Genomic DNA, 14255 nt, shown 5'->3' with positions numbered 1-14255 from the left:
TGTCCGGTTTGATATTAGCAGGGCAAATGGTGTAGTTTGCAGAAACGTAAAAGCCGTAATCCCATTCCTGCTATGCCTTCTCAATTGCTTGCCTCCCTGTTTCCCGCGAATGAAAATGCCATTCCTGGCGAGTATCGAATTGACCCCATTCACCAGCGCGAGTACCTGCTCAATGGCGAAATGCGTCCCTGGGCCGGTCGTGTGTCCGAGGTGTATTCGCCTGTTTGTCTGCCCGATTCAGACGGTACCCTGCAGCGTCAGCTCGTAGGCAGCTTCCCTGTAACCGGTCCGGCCGAAGCCCTCGAAGCCCTTGATGCGGCTGTGGCTGCTTATGATAATGGCCGGGGCGAGTGGCCGCAAATGTCGGTAGCCGGGCGAATTCAGTGCATGGAGACGTTTGTCGGCAAAATGCTAGAACAGCGTAAACTGTCCATCAATCTCATTATGTGGGAGATCGGTAAAAACCTTGCCGATGCCACCAAGGAGTTCGACCGGACGGTGAAGTATATCTACGACACCATCGATACGCTGAAGAATATGGATCGTACGTCGTCACGGTTTCGGATCGAAGAGGGTATCATTGGCCAGATTCGCCGGTCGCCACTTGGGGTCGTTCTGGCGATGGGACCTTTCAATTATCCCCTCAATGAAACGTATACAACGCTCATTCCGGCTATCCTGATGGGCAATACGATCCTGTTCAAAACGCCGAAGCACGGTTCGTTGCTGCACTACCCGATGCTGGAAGCTTTCCGGACGAGTTTCCCCAAGGGCGTTGTTAATTCACTCTACGGCCGGGGTGCCGATGTGGTGCCGCCCGTGATGCAGTCCGGTAAGGTCAATGTGCTGACGCTGATTGGTTCCAGCCGGGTTGCCGATGAGCTGCAGCGGCACCACCCCAAGCTGAACCGCCTGCGGTCGATCATGAGTCTCGATGCTAAAAATACGGCTATCATCCTGCCCGATGCCGATCTGGATGTTGCCGTAAAAGAGTGCCTGCTGGGGTCGCTGTCCTTCAACGGACAACGCTGTACGGCCATCAAAATCATCTGGGCGCATCGTTCCATCGTCGATGAATTTCTACGTCGCTTCGCTCCTGAAGTAAGTAAACTGAAAGCGGGTATGCCCTGGGATGCCGGGACGCAGATTACCCCCTTGCCGGAACCTGCCAAAACGCAGTACCTGGCCGATATCATCGCCGACGCCGAAGCAGGTGGCGCGTCGGTCGTGAACGAAGGGGGGGGCGATGTAGCGGCATCATTGTTCAGGCCAGCGGTCGTCTTTCCCGTTCGTGAGGGCATGCGGCTGTACCGCGAAGAACAATTTGGCCCCATCGTTCCGGTTGTCCCATACGACGATGAGGAAGAGTTTATCCAGTACCTCATCACCGACGACCATGGAATGCAGGCCAGTATTTTCGGAACCGATACCGACGCTATTGCCCGGCTTATCGACCCGTTGGTGAACCTCGTTAGCCGCGTTAACATCAACGCACAGTGCCAGCGCGGCCCCGACACGTTTCCCTTCACCGGCCGGAAAGATTCGGCAGAGGGAACACTTTCGGTAGAAGATGCGCTGCGTTCGTTCTCCATTCGGTCGGCGGTGGCCACGAAGGATACGAGCGAAAACAAGGCCATTCTCAACGAGATCGTGAGCGAGCACAAATCAGAATTTCTGAGCACTAACTTTATTTTCTAACGGCTGTCCATGCCCTCGCCGAATTGGGGAGGGCATGGACAACTGCAACTAGCTCTATCATTTTATGCCGATTCTCTGGGTCGGCCCTACATGCTCACTGCCACAAAGATTACCAAAGCGTTTTCCCACGATGTAACGGCCGTTCGTGCCGTATCGCTCACCCTCGAACCGGGCCGGATTACGGGACTGGTCGGGGCGAGTGGTTCCGGTAAAAGTACGCTGCTGAACATGCTGGCGGGGCTGGCCGATGTCGATACCGGCGAGGTGCGACTCAATGGCGAAAGGGTACCGGGACCGAGCGACGTGCTGGTAGCCGGCCATCCGCAGATACGGCTGGTGCATCAGGAATACCAGCTGATGCCGAACGTAACCATTCGGGAAAATATCATGTATGCGGTACGCTTCTTCGAACGAACCTACCGGGAAGGCCGCGTCGATGAACTGCTCAAACGCTGCCGCCTGATCGATGTGCAGCACCGCTTGCCGCGTCAGGTGTCGGGGGGCGAAAAACAACGGACCGCCATCGCCCGCGCTGTTGCCGATAAGCCCGCAGTTCTGCTACTCGATGAGCCTTTCAGCCACCTCGACCTACCAAATCGGTTGCTGATCCGCGACCTGCTTTTCGATCTGATCCAGTACGACAAAACAGCTTGTCTGTTTGTAACCCACGATGCTACCGATGCCCTGTCTATTGCCGACACACTCGGTATCCTCCGCGACGGCCGGCTGGTGCAGCTTGGGCCACCTGCTGTTGTCTATAGCCAGCCGGCAACGGTATATGCGGCTCGTATGACGGGGTCGGTCAATATTCTGAAAGCTAAACACCTGCTTTCGCTGGGCTTGCCAGCGCAACAGATCACCGAAAGTTACCAGCCCGACGCGTTGGTTTGTCTGCGACCGGAGCATATCCAGCTCGACGAAGCCGGCGTAGCGGGTATAGTGAAGGCTGTATTTTTCAAAGGCAGTCACTCCGAAGTTGAGGTGGAACTGTCGCGTTACGTGAGTGTGCGCCTGCTTACCACCCGCCATGACGTTAAAGCGGGCCAGCCTGTAGGCATTCGCGTATCCGCTGAGTCAGTTTGGCCGCTGAAAGCCTGAACATCGAAACCCGCCTGTTCATTTCCGGTTATACCACTACATATAATGAACAACAGAAATGGGAAGCAAAGAAGAAAATCAGGAGCAGGAAGAAACCAAAGGTAATGGCGTATTGGTAAGCATAGAAACCGAAGACGTCGACGCATCAGGTGCTGACGATACCTCGACCGGCCTGGGCGATGATGATTTCCTCGGTCGTACCAATAAGGAAGGAGAGGAGGAGTAACGGAGTAACGGAGAAAAGCAGGAAGGGAGGAAAGCAGAAAGGGAGGAAAGGAGAAAGCATGCGGTGCATTCCCTCCTCCTTTCCTCCCTTTCTGCTTTCCTCCCTTTGATTTACATCATTCGTTTGATCAACTGCTCAACCGAAATATTCTCTGCTTCGGCTTTAAAATTGCGCACAACCCGGTGGCGGAGGATGGGCAGGGCTACCGCCCGTACGTCTTCGATGTCGGGCGAGTACTTGCCCGTTAGCAGGGCGTTGCATTTAGCCGCCAGAATAAGCGCTTGTGAAGCCCGCGGGCCCGCGCCCCACTCCAGGTACTGGTTGGCATCGGCAGCGGCCATTTCGGTATTGGGCCGTGTTTTGTGAACAAGCTTAACGGCATACTCAATGACGTTATCGACCACCGGCACCCGGCGTACCAGATGCTGGAACTCCCGAATCTCTTCGCCCGTCACCACACGTTGTACCTCGTACCGTATATCTGATGTCGTACTTTTGACGATGTCGAGTTCCGATTGATAGGAAGGGTAGTCCAGGTATATATTGAACATGAACCGGTCCAACTGTGCTTCGGGCAGGGGGTAGGTACCTTCCTGCTCGATTGGATTTTGAGTGGCCAGCACGAAAAAAGGCCGACCTAAGCCATATTTCTGCCCGGCAATGGTAACGGAGTATTCCTGCATCGCTTCGAGCAGCGCCGATTGCGTTTTAGGCGGTGTCCGGTTGATCTCATCGGCCAGAATGATATTAGCGAAGACGGGTCCTTTGATGAACTTGAAATTGCGGTCCTGATCGAGGGTTTCCGAGCCCAGAATGTCGGATGGCATCAGGTCGGGCGTGAACTGAATTCGGTTGAAATCAAGATCCAGCGCCCCCGCAATGGTCTGAATGAGGAGTGTTTTAGCCAGCCCCGGTACACCTACCAGCAGGCAGTGACCCTGGCAAAAGATGGCGGTCAGCAGTAGCCGGACCGTATCATCCTGGCCAATAACGACTTTCGAGATTTCAGTTTTGAGTTTCTGATACGAATTGGTAAGGGCTTCTGCAGCCGCAACATCCGATGAGTAGGGCACAAGTAAAAAGGTTAATGATGAATGATGAATGATGAATAATACAAACCTAAGCCAGAATCATTCATCATTCGTCATTCATCGTTTATCATTAATTTCCACTACCTAAACTAGCCGCGCTGCCTTGTGTTGTACCAAAAATTCGGCAGCTCTGGAATTCAGGGTCAACGGTGATGTAAACATCGGCAACGGACTTGCGGAACCACTCGTCGATGGCATGGTTCTTTTTGTTAGTTAGCACAATGCTTTGCAACTTCTCGAAGTCAGCCTTAAAGTCAGCCGTATGAGGAGGTACTTTGCTCTTGAAGTACAATAATCGTACCGCGCTCTTTCCATCTTCCGTACGGTAAGGTAGAGGAGCCGACAGTTTACCAACCTGCATGGTATCGAGCATCTGGAACATGGCATACTCCATCGTGCCGTCCATGGCCAGCCGGCTGCTGCCCGTTTGCGCATCGCGCAGCAGGCCACCGGCATCGGCGGTGGTTTTGTCGTCAGAGAAATCGTGGGCTGCTTTTTCAAACGCCAGCGTATCGATTTCAATCAGGTTTTTAAGGCTGTCCAGATAACGCGTCGGACCGGTTATGTCCAGTCGGTTGTAATCCGGACGGAGCAGAATGTGGCGGGCGTGGTATTCGGCTCCGCGGGTTTCGAGCAGTTGAATCAGGTGAAGGCCAAAATCCGACTCGACAACGTCGGATATTTCGTTTGGCTTAAGCTTCAGGGCTGCTCCTTCAAACGGTGCTACCATGGCTCCCCGTTTAGCAAAGCCAAGGTCGCCCCCGCTGGGTGCCGAGCCAACATCTTCGGAGTTTTCTTTGGCCAGTTTTGCAAAATCTTCGCCCTTCAGCACGCGCTCCTTGTAATCCAGCAACCGCTGGCGGAGCGCTTCTTTCTGCTCTTTGGTCGGTTTGGCGAATCGAACGACCTGACCTACTTCTACTTCGGCGGGCATATAGGGAAGGCTGTCTTTCGGTATAGCATCGAAGAACTTACGCACCTCACGAGGGGTCACCTTCATGTCGGTTGTGATCTTCTGCTGCATCTTCTGAACGATCTTTTGATCTTTCACCTGCTGGCGAAGTTCACTTTTGAGCATTTCAAGGCTCTTTCCGTACGCTTCCACAATATTTTTGTCGGAGCCAAACTGCTGAACCATGTAGGCCATCCGTTGATCGAGCTCACTGTCGACGAGCTTCTCTTCGACCATAACGGAGTCGATCTCTGCTTTAGCCAGCATCATTTTATTGATGACGAGACTCTCAAGCAACTGGCATTTGGGGGGAGCTGTTTGATTTTGCCCCACATAGGACTGAACGGTTTCTTCCAGATCCGACTGGAGAACATAGTAGTTGTCGACTTTCGCAATGATTTTGTTCAGACTTATGCCCTGACCCTGCCCGAACGTGGGTGCGGTCAGGAACCAGCCAACCAGAGCGATAAGCGCACTGCTGATTACTTTTTTCATGTGTTAAATATACGAAAGGAACGTCGTATGCGCTGATTTTTAAGCATTTTTAAGTTATAACAGTCAGGCAGTTGGTTAGTTAAATGAGTTAGTCAGTTGGTGAGTCGGTCAGTCGGTCAGTCGGTGAGTTGATCAGTTGGTGAGTCGGTGAGTTGCGGGAACTGACTAACTGACCGACTCACCAACTGATCAACTCACTGACTCACCAACTGACTAACTCATTTAACTAACTTTCTTTTTTCTTCCTCGTTGATCTTAACCGGGTATTTCTGCCGAAGCTGGGCCATCCACTGCGTTTCCAGAAAAGCCTGGTAGTCATTGATCACCGAGCCACGGGCTTCCGCAAACGTTTTGGGGCGGGGTGAATCAACCCGGGTGATGGTTACCGATACCGCTTTCCCGTCCGGATGCTGGATCGTAGTGCCGGGTTGCCACGTCGTAATGGCGTCGAGGTAGGGATTCATCCCTTTGGCAAATAAACCCTCTGTAATCGTTACCGCCGACGTGTTTGTCGGGGTAGTGCTGCCCTCGGTTTGCTGCCACTGCGCGTTGATCACGTTAGCCACATCTGTCTTAGCATTGGAAAAGTATTGAAAGGTTACCGTGCGCTGGGTGGCGGGATCCTTGCTGCTCAGCTTAGATTCGCCGGGTCTCGCACCCTGATAGTCTTTTTCAGAGATACGGCTCAATGAGACACCGCTCTGGCGCAGGTAATTCACCACCGACCGGATGCGGCCTGCCGACACAGAATCGCTCTCGGCCGGATCGTGGGAGCCTGTCACCTCGATCAGGTAGTCGGGGTTGCGAATGAGCACTGCCACCGTCTCGAACAGGTTGTCACGCTGGGGTGCCGTCAGGCTTGTCTGATTGCGGGTGTAGGTGAGCTTAGCGCCCGACCGTTTGAGTTGATACGGTGGTTTCCCACTGATCATATCGGTAGTCGTTTTGAGGAGGGCGTCCGTTGGTGCCGTTATGATTGTAGCCAGCGCCCGCTGCGGAAAATTATAGTTCGCTTTATGCTGGTCGAAAAACTGCTGCTGACCCGTAGAGTCGGCCATCGACCGCTCCCATACATGCCGCTCCATCATTTGAGACAACAGAACCCCGTCGCGGATCTCGCTGAGCAACGCCCGGAATTCCGGCGATTTTTTGTCCAGATTCTGCTCTTCGGTGGCGATCAACCGGTCGCCCACAAACCGGTCGAGCAGTCGACGCATCGCTACGGCGGGTGATCCCAGGTTGGCCGGGCTCGTGTTCTCCTGGTTGGCGGTAGCGGTCATGGCCGGATTGCGGGGTGGCTGCTGCCGTTGCTGTACATAGTCGAAAAACTCGTTGATGGTATACGACTGATCGGCGATGGTCAGGATCGATTTCCTGTCCAGACCCGGATCGAGGGGCGTGGTAAACCGCCACCGCCCCATCAGTAAGGTACTGTCGGCTTTCTGAAGGGCGCTTTCAACGACGGACTTATTCTCCCGAACGGCATATTCCTTCATTAATCGCTGCACGGTAGACTGGCGGAGCACATCGGCCCGGGTGTCGGTCGTTACGCGCTGGCGCAGGGCCGGGGCCAGGTCTACAAAGGGTTTGATAGGCCGACGGTCGATGAGCTTGATAATGTGCCAGCCGTAATTGGTCTGGATTGGCGTTGAAAAATCGCCGGGTTTGGTCAGGGCAAAAGCTGCCTCTTCAAACGCGGGTACCTGCCGACCGGTTTCGAAACCGGGCAGTAAACCGCCGTTGGATCGGGATGTAGCATCGTCGGATACGTCCCGACAGACTGTCTCGAATGATTCTCCTTTTTGCAGCCGCGCATAGGCCGCTTCGATCCGTTGACGGGTCGCTGTCTGCCCGGACTCGTCGGCACCCGGACTGATACGTCCCAGAATATGAGCTACCCGGATCGTTCCCCGGCTTGGCCGACGGTCATTGACACGGACCAGATGATAGCCAAAACGCGTCCGAACGGGCATCGATACCGTTCCAATGGGTGTGGTGTAGGCCGCCGTTTCGAGCGGATAGACAACGGAAAAAGCGGTGAAGTAGCCCAGGTTGCCCCCGGTCTGCGCGGTGGTTGCGTCCTGCGAATGTTCACGAGCCAGCCGGGCGAAATCCTCGGCACTCTGTACCTGACGGCGCAGGGAGAGCGCCGTCAGGTACGCTTTTAGTGTATCGGCAGGGGCCGCATCGTCGGTAACCGACACCAGTATGTGCGATGCATTGACTTCCTGCTGCATCCGCTGGTAGGCTTCAGCGGCCAGGGATTCGACCAGCACATTGTCGACCAGATAGGACTGCGCCAGTTGCTTGCGGTAGGTATTCATCTCCTCCCGAAACGCTTCTGTCGTGTCGTTTTTTTCGTCTTCGGCAGCTACCACCTTCAGCTTCAGGTTAGTATACAGGTCGAAGTACTGGTTGACATCGGTCCGTTGAGCCGAATCCGACGACAGTTGGTTTTTCGTGAACGACTGAAAGAAATCGTCGGTGGTAAACGCTTTGTTTCCCAGCGACAGAATAACGGGTGGCGGGGGCGTTTGCTGAACCACCGGCGCGGTCGTTTTGCAGGCTATCAGAACGTAAGCAAGCAATAGACTGCCTGTGAGTTGGCGCATAGCGACGGGATTAACTGATTTTAGGTTGATGGGAAAACAGATTCGGCAGTAAAAACATTCGTTGTTTACACAACGATTCAGGCGGGCGCTTATTGGCGGGTGGTTCCGATGTTCACCGTTTTCAGGGTGATGTCGTATTCCAGCCGGTACTCGAAATTGTCGCGCAGATTTCGGCCCGTAAACACAGCCGGAACCCGCACCAGCCGCTGCTTTTTACGTCGGAGATCGGCCTCGTCGATTTCTACGCTGCTTTGTCCCAGCAGGTCATCGTCGTCCAGCTGATCGACCAGCTTCAGGCCAATACCGGATGCCGCCAGTCCGGCCGATACGTATTTCAGGGGCGTCAGCACTTCGGTCGCCGTTAGCAGCAAGGCGGCTGGTCCGGCCACAATGTTATGTACCCGGCGTACCTGCTCCATCATCGAGTTGGCCCGGTTGTAGTCGTCCACTTCGATCAGCACCAGCGAGGCAACTATCCGGCCGTTTCGGGGCAGGGGCAGGTTGATGGGCTGGGCAGTGCGGACATTCGCGAACTGCCCTTTCTGTACCGATTCAACCCCCCAGCCGCCATTGACAACGCCAACGGCTTTATGCTGGTCATCGTAGCTGGTCATCGAGTAGGCCATCATCAGTTCATCACGCCGACTTACGGTCTCCTCCAGGTTGATGGCCTTCAGCGAGCGGGGCGTCAACTCAGCCATGTGTGTAACAGGGCGGGAGCAGGCTGTTTGCGCCAGTATCAGGCCGATAAAAATGAGTCGCATGCGTCAGGCTATTGAGGTTAACACTTCATCGATGATGGACTTGCCCGATGATAGATCGCCACTGGTCCATTGCCAGGTTTCGTGCAGGCGAAGGCGTCCGTCGGGCAGGTGTTCGGGTACCGAGTAGCAGCGCCCCGTCATCAGCTCTCCCCGTTGATTGACGTGCTGGTAGCGCATATCCAGGCCATGGTCAGCCTGCACGGTAGCGATCAGAAATCCTTTTACGACCGACCCACCCGCATACTCGGCCCAGACGAGCGACCCTTGCTGATGGTAGGTGAACAGGGTCTCGCCACTCACGTCGCCATTGTCGGTATTGGCTACCGACCGAAATAGTTTGTTATCGTACATAGGTCAGATGCTTGGTTCCTGCTGGCTCAGGCAGTGGAAACTGCCCAACCCCCACACGATATCCGTAGAGTCGATGCCAATGATTTTGCGGTTGGGGAAGCACTGCCCGATGATGTCCAGCGCAGGTTGGTCCTTGTCGCAGCGGAAGGTAGGAACGATGACGGCACCGTTGGTGATCAGGAAATTGGCATACGATGCGGGCAGGCGAAGTCCGTCACTTGTGACCGGGTCGGGCATGGGTAACTCGACAACGGTAAGCTGCTTGCCGTTCAACAACCGCATCGTCCGTAGCTCGTGGTGAATCTCCTGCAGGAATGGGTAGTTGGCGTCGTTGGGATTGGCTTCATAGGCGGCAAGGACGGTATCCTCATTCACGAAACGGACCGTATCGTCGATATGACCGTCGGTGTCGTCTCCAACGATCCCTTCTTCGACCCACAAGACCTGTTTGACGCCGTAATAGTCGCACAGATACCGCTCGATATCGGCCTGGGTGAGGTGGCTGTTCCGGTTCTGGTTGAGCAGACAGGCCCGGCTCGTGAGTACGGTTCCGGCCCCGTTGAACTCTACCGATCCACCTTCCATAATGATGTTTGGCGTAACGTAGTCGAGCTTGCGGTAATTGGCGATTTGAATGGGAATGAGATCGTCGTGGTTAAAGGGCGGGTATTTGTTCCCCCAGGCATTGTAGCCCCAGTTGACGATCATGCGCTCCTTTTTCTCAGGGTTGATGAGAAAGGCAGGGCCGTGGTCGCGGCACCATGAATCGTTGGTTGGGTGGGGGAGCAGCGTGATCCGGCTCATATCGGCGTCGGCCTGCATCAGCCGCAGCCGGGCCGCCTGCATTACCGTTTCGTTATGCGCATTGATACAGACCTGCTCGCTTTGGGCAATGGCTTTGATAAAGTCGATGTAGGCTGGAAACATCAGTTCCTGCCGCTCCCGGGTCCACGAGGCCTCTGTATGGGGCCAGCTAAGCCAGGTAGCTACATGCGGATGCCATTCGGGAGGGAAGAAAAAGCCCTGTTTAGCGGGCGTAAGGATCGTTTCTGAAGACGCGTTCACGGGTCGGGACGTTGGTGTTGACGTACGTTTATCCCACAAAGCTACAAAAAACGGGCGGCTCATTGGAAACCGCTTCCGTCATTACCCCCCGGTTGTCAGTGCCCGTACCGCGTCGACCGTTAAGCTGGTAAAGTCATCGACGATCAGTGCTGCGCCCGAATCGGCCAGTTCAGCCCGGGTGTGGGTGGTGGCCAGTGCAATCACGTTCATGCCTGCCCGCAACCCTGCTTCGATACCGGCAAAGGCATCCTCGAACACAACACAATAGGCCGGATCTACACCAACATGTTCTGCCGCGGTGAGGTAAATTTCGGGGTTAGGCTTGCCGTGCTGAATCATGCTGGCATCAACGATCGTATCGAAGTAGGGCCGCAGGGGTAAGCCATCGAGGGTAAAGTGCACATTGCTCACCGGGGCCGATGTTCCTACCGCCAGCTTGACATTGGCCACTTTGAGGGCATCTAAAAACGGAAGCAGACCAGGGGCGGGCTGGAGGTGGGGGCCATACAGTTCCCGGTAAATGCCTTCTTTATCTTCGGTAAGTGTAGCTAGTTCGTCGCCGACAATGGGCCGTTGAAAAACATAGGCCATGGCGTCGGCCGACACGCGACCGTTGATATTGGCAACGTACTGGTCTTTCGTGAGTGGAAAGCCGTGACGGTGAGCAAATTGAAGCCAGGCGTTAATGTGGAAGTCAGTGTTATCGACTAAAACGCCGTCCATATCGAAGAGGGCGGCAAACGGACGTGCAGGCATACGGGAGCGGTTGTATTGGAGAACAAAGAAAGGTGTTTGCCGCTAACGATCGGTTCAAACAGGATAATCTATGTGAGAAAATGGGAAAACCCCCACCCGAGCCAGCGAGTTAAGCAAACATGATTACTATCGATTCCTTATCAACAGCCATCGACGCCCTGATCGCTGAAGATCGTTCTCCGTCGGATACGCTGACGGAGGTTGTACACTATGTTGGGCAGGCGCTCACTGCCGATCGCTGTTTTTTGTACGTACGGCAGCCTGAGCAGGCACGAGGGCGAACTGCTTTTTGCTGGCGAAAAAATGACCGGGTTCCTGATCGAAACACCATCCAGCCCGACTGGCAGCCCGACACTACAGATCTGCCCGCAGAAGATCCGCTCATCCGGGCCGGTCTGAACATGAAACCGTCGGTTTATGTAGACGATGTTGAAACGGCTTCGCCTGATGTGCTGAATCGAAAGTTCGAAGAAGAAACATTTGGGCACCGGGCGCTGATCCATGCGCATGTTCAGCAGGACAATCAACTGTGGGGAATTCTACAGCCATGCCTGTTTGGCCACCCCCGCCACTGGACGGATACAGAAAAGGCCGCGATCGAAGCCATTCTGCCCCGTATCCAACCCATAATAGCCGCCTATGTGAGGTCCGCCTGAGGGGATGGCGGGGTGTCGGCTGCTAGCACATCGCCCGCCAGCATAGCCGCTTCGTGCAACAATTCGGTGGCAACGAGTTCGTCTGTTACATCTTCAATCCGTTCATCAAACGCGTCCAGGTCTACCGAAGGCGTTTGGTTCATACCCAGCAAAAAACGCCCGACATACAGCAGGTTGAGCGAAAAACGAAGCTCGGGTAGGGCGTGACTGTGGCGGGTTTGCAGATCATCTGACATACGGCAAGAACAACAGAGTCGCACCGTTGGGTTCGCCCCGTACCGCTGACTTCAGTCCGCATTTTACTCATGCGGACTGAAGTCAGCGGTACGTGCGGCTTTACAACGGCTTGATCTTCATGTTTCGGAAGTAAATCGGCGCTCCGGCATGTTTGCCCTGTAAGCCGATAAACCCGCGCAACGGTAGTTCGGCAGCGGGTTTGTTGAGCCATTCCGGCACATCGGACCCATCGGGATTCTTCTTCGCCGATGTGAATTGAGCAAGATCAATGGTATTGATCAACTGATTGTTGAGAACGATATAGATCATCTTGCCCTGGCAGGTCACGGTGTAGCGATTCCATTCGCCGGGCTTTTTAACGAGGCTTTTTGTTGGTGCCTGATGACCGAACAGCGCACCACACTGCCAGTTTTTAGGCGACTCAGCCCATTTCTGGGCAAAATCGTCGGCGATCTGAATTTCGACCGAGTTGGGAATCCAGTTGGTGGTGTCGCTGCAATGAACGACGACTCCACTGTTGGTTCCGTCAGCAGTCTGGAATTGCAGATCCAGCACAAAGTCTTCATAAGGCTGAGCCGTCCAGATAGTTTTGTCGGCGCTGGCGGTCAGCACACCTTCCGACATTGTCCATATCCCTTTAGGAAATCCGGCGTCTGACAGGTCAGATTCGAAGAGTGGTTTCCAACCTGTTGTATTGGTATTGGGGTGGCCTTTGGGAACGCCCTGCGCCAGGGTGTACGCGGATAAGCCCAAAAGAACGAACGCAACATATAAGGTTTTTCTCATGCTGACTTTAGTGACAAATGGAGCCCTGTTTATACAGGCAAAGTAGAAAAAAAGATTCCATACTGATACATGTATCCTGGTGGAGTATGTATCCTGGCCGGGCTGGCGCACCAGCGGCCACGTCTGGGAATGAAGAAGTGATCCCCTAAACCCGGACGTGGCCCTCCAGGATACAAACAGCCCGCTCAGGAATTCCAGGCGAGCTGTTTCTGACGTATAAAATCAGGTTAAACCAGAGCCGCTTCGGCGATGGGTGCCCAGTGAGTATCGCCCTGACGGAAGCTTTTCATGATCCAGCCACCACCAATTACGTCGTCGCCTTCGTAGAATACGGCGGCCTGTCCGGGCGCAATGGCTGATACGCCTTCGTGGAATAAGACCTCTATTATGCCGTCTTTCTCCGAAATTGTAGCCGGTGTGCCCGCGTCTTTATACCGCACTTTCGTGACCGTTTCCATGGGACCCACGATGCTGGAATATTTTTGCAGATTCAGTTTACTCACGATCATCCCGTCACGGAACAGGTCTTTGTCGACGCCCAGCACCACTTCGTTCGTGTCTTTACGAATTTCGGTCACGAACATAGGCTGACCGAACGCCATGCCCAGCCCTTTCCGCTGGCCAATGGTATAGAATGGGTAGCCCTCATGTTTGCCCATGACTTTGCCGGTGCCTTCCATCACGAAGTTACCGCCTGCCACTTCAGCCTGTAAACCCGGAACGCGCCGTTTCAGGAAACCCCGATAATCATTGTCGGGTACGAAGCAGATCTCGTAGGATTCCGATTTTGTAACGAGTTCCATAAAACCCCGGTCGGTAGCCATATCCCGAATCTGGGCTTTACGAAGGTGGCCCAACGGCAATTTTGTCCGGCTCAGGCTCTCCTGCGACACGCCCCACAGCACATACGACTGGTCTTTCAGCGTATCGACGCCTTTGGAAATAATATGCCGGCCATTTTCCTCCCGGATGTGGGCGTAGTGACCCGTCGCGATGGATTCGCAGTCGAGCCGGTCGGCCCGGCGCAGCAGCGCATCCCATTTGATGTGGGTGTTGCACATGACGCAGGGGTTGGGGGTGCGGCCTTCGAGGTATTCGCCCGTAAAATGATTGATCACGGCATCGCCGAACTCTTCACGGATATCGAGAATGTAGTGCGGAAAGCCTAGGTTGACGGCAATGTTCCGGGCGTCGTTGATGCTGTCGAGACTGCAGCAGCCCGTTTCTTTTTTGGTACCGCCGGAGGAGGCATAGTCCCAGGTTTTCATGGTCATACCGATGACCTCATAGCCTTCTTCGTGGAGCATGACCGCTGCCAGCGAAGAGTCAATGCCGCCACTCATGGCGACCAGAATTCGTCCGTGTTTGCTCATATCTGCCGGGGTTCAAAGCCCCGCGATTTTAGTGTTTTTTGCCTGTGCCGCTCGTGGTTGGAAGCGACGCACAAAGGTACGAACACAAAATGAAG

14 protein-coding genes are annotated in these 14255 nt (G+C 54.5%); 4 read left to right on the top strand and 10 right to left on the bottom strand.

The features are described 5' to 3' along the window. The first annotated feature begins 72 nt into the window (after positions 1-72). From FH603_RS05660 to FH603_RS05650, 3 genes are read left to right on the top strand one after another with little or no spacing between them, the layout of a single operon-like run. Positions 73-1698 carry an NADP-dependent glyceraldehyde-3-phosphate dehydrogenase gene (locus tag FH603_RS05660; protein ID WP_186736490.1) on the top strand — a complete coding sequence of 542 codons (1626 nt, stop codon included), beginning with the start codon at positions 73-75 and terminating at the stop codon, positions 1696-1698. 9 nt (positions 1699-1707) lie between these two features. Further along, positions 1708-2796: an ABC transporter ATP-binding protein gene (locus tag FH603_RS05655; protein ID WP_317171236.1), complete on the top strand. Its 1089-nt coding sequence runs from the start codon at positions 1708-1710 to the stop codon at positions 2794-2796. Positions 2797-2854: 58 nt separating this feature from the next. Further along, the gene (locus tag FH603_RS05650; protein ID WP_186736489.1) at positions 2855-3022 is read left to right on the top strand and encodes a hypothetical protein; all 168 of its coding nucleotides are present in this window, start codon (positions 2855-2857) and stop codon (positions 3020-3022) included. A 110-nt stretch (positions 3023-3132) separates the two neighbouring features. Here FH603_RS05650 and FH603_RS05645 read toward each other — a convergent pair whose 3' ends face one another. From FH603_RS05645 to FH603_RS05615, 7 genes are all read right to left on the bottom strand, one after another. Then, positions 3133-4095: an AAA family ATPase gene (locus FH603_RS05645; RefSeq protein ID WP_186736488.1), complete on the bottom strand. Its 963-nt coding sequence runs from the start codon at positions 4093-4095 to the stop codon at positions 3133-3135. Between the two features lie 88 nt (positions 4096-4183). Beyond that, positions 4184-5560 (bottom strand): peptidylprolyl isomerase, encoded by a 1377-nt coding sequence (locus tag FH603_RS05640; protein ID WP_186736487.1) that lies wholly within the window; start codon positions 5558-5560, stop codon positions 4184-4186. Positions 5561-5778: 218 nt separating this feature from the next. Then, the gene (locus FH603_RS05635) at positions 5779-8172 is read right to left on the bottom strand and encodes a peptidylprolyl isomerase (RefSeq protein WP_186736486.1); all 2394 of its coding nucleotides are present in this window, start codon (positions 8170-8172) and stop codon (positions 5779-5781) included. A gap of 89 nt (positions 8173-8261) precedes the next feature. Then, a complete protein-coding gene (locus FH603_RS05630; protein ID WP_186736485.1) occupies positions 8262-8936 on the bottom strand; it encodes a hypothetical protein in 675 nt (224 codons plus the stop codon). A gap of 3 nt (positions 8937-8939) precedes the next feature. After that, the gene (locus tag FH603_RS05625) at positions 8940-9287 is read right to left on the bottom strand and encodes an avidin-fold protein (RefSeq protein WP_186736484.1); all 348 of its coding nucleotides are present in this window, start codon (positions 9285-9287) and stop codon (positions 8940-8942) included. A 3-nt stretch (positions 9288-9290) separates the two neighbouring features. Further along, entirely contained in the window at positions 9291-10352 is a 1062-nt protein-coding gene (locus FH603_RS05620; RefSeq protein WP_317171235.1) for an agmatine deiminase family protein, read from the bottom strand. A gap of 81 nt (positions 10353-10433) precedes the next feature. Continuing rightward, positions 10434-11108, bottom strand: coding sequence for an HAD family hydrolase (locus FH603_RS05615; protein WP_186736482.1), 675 nt, complete (start codon positions 11106-11108; stop codon positions 10434-10436). A 119-nt stretch (positions 11109-11227) separates the two neighbouring features. On the opposite strand from FH603_RS05615, the gene FH603_RS05610 reads away from it, so the two are divergent. Continuing rightward, entirely contained in the window at positions 11228-11764 is a 537-nt protein-coding gene (locus FH603_RS05610) for a GAF domain-containing protein (protein ID WP_186736481.1), read from the top strand. Here the strand turns inward: FH603_RS05610 and FH603_RS05605 are convergent. The 3 genes from FH603_RS05605 to mnmA form a co-directional block, all read right to left on the bottom strand. Next, complete coding sequence (locus FH603_RS05605; RefSeq protein WP_186736480.1) at positions 11746-12000, bottom strand: hypothetical protein; 255 nt, start codon at positions 11998-12000, stop codon at positions 11746-11748. The two genes, FH603_RS05610 and FH603_RS05605, sit on opposite strands and share 19 nt — an antisense overlap. Before the next feature lie 100 nt (positions 12001-12100). Then, complete coding sequence (locus FH603_RS05600) at positions 12101-12787, bottom strand: 3-keto-disaccharide hydrolase (protein WP_186736479.1); 687 nt, start codon at positions 12785-12787, stop codon at positions 12101-12103. 227 nt (positions 12788-13014) lie between these two features. Continuing rightward, on the bottom strand, positions 13015-14160 hold the full coding sequence (mnmA, locus tag FH603_RS05595) for a tRNA 2-thiouridine(34) synthase MnmA (protein ID WP_186736478.1): 1146 nt from the start codon (positions 14158-14160) through the stop codon (positions 13015-13017). Between the last annotated feature and the right edge of the window lie 95 nt (positions 14161-14255).

Source organism: Spirosoma utsteinense (genome assembly GCF_014282275.1).
In the GTDB taxonomy this organism is placed as follows: Bacteria; Bacteroidota; Bacteroidia; order Cytophagales; family Spirosomataceae; genus Spirosoma; species Spirosoma utsteinense.
Note: the sequence above shows the minus strand (reverse complement) of the source record. Positions and strands in the feature narration are given on the sequence as shown.

What these genes read in the sequence shown, in the direction of transcription:
- FH603_RS05660 (WP_186736490.1), top strand. Translation starts at nt 73, where the DNA reads ATGCCTTCTCAATTGCTTGCCTCCCTGTTTCCCGCGAATGAAAATGCC.
- FH603_RS05655 (WP_317171236.1), top strand. Translation starts at nt 1,708, where the DNA reads ATGCCCTCGCCGAATTGGGGAGGGCATGGACAACTGCAACTAGCTCTA.
- FH603_RS05650 (WP_186736489.1), top strand. Translation starts at nt 2,855, where the DNA reads ATGGGAAGCAAAGAAGAAAATCAGGAGCAGGAAGAAACCAAAGGTAAT.
- FH603_RS05640 (WP_186736487.1), bottom strand. Translation starts at nt 5,560, where the DNA reads ATGAAAAAAGTAATCAGCAGTGCGCTTATCGCTCTGGTTGGCTGGTTC.
- FH603_RS05635 (WP_186736486.1), bottom strand. Translation starts at nt 8,172, where the DNA reads ATGCGCCAACTCACAGGCAGTCTATTGCTTGCTTACGTTCTGATAGCC.
- FH603_RS05630 (WP_186736485.1), bottom strand. Translation starts at nt 8,936, where the DNA reads ATGCGACTCATTTTTATCGGCCTGATACTGGCGCAAACAGCCTGCTCC.
- FH603_RS05625 (WP_186736484.1), bottom strand. Translation starts at nt 9,287, where the DNA reads ATGTACGATAACAAACTATTTCGGTCGGTAGCCAATACCGACAATGGC.
- FH603_RS05615 (WP_186736482.1), bottom strand. Translation starts at nt 11,108, where the DNA reads ATGCCTGCACGTCCGTTTGCCGCCCTCTTCGATATGGACGGCGTTTTA.
- FH603_RS05610 (WP_186736481.1), top strand. Translation starts at nt 11,228, where the DNA reads ATGATTACTATCGATTCCTTATCAACAGCCATCGACGCCCTGATCGCT.
- FH603_RS05605 (WP_186736480.1), bottom strand. Translation starts at nt 12,000, where the DNA reads ATGTCAGATGATCTGCAAACCCGCCACAGTCACGCCCTACCCGAGCTT.
- FH603_RS05600 (WP_186736479.1), bottom strand. Translation starts at nt 12,787, where the DNA reads ATGAGAAAAACCTTATATGTTGCGTTCGTTCTTTTGGGCTTATCCGCG.
- mnmA (WP_186736478.1), bottom strand. Translation starts at nt 14,160, where the DNA reads ATGAGCAAACACGGACGAATTCTGGTCGCCATGAGTGGCGGCATTGAC.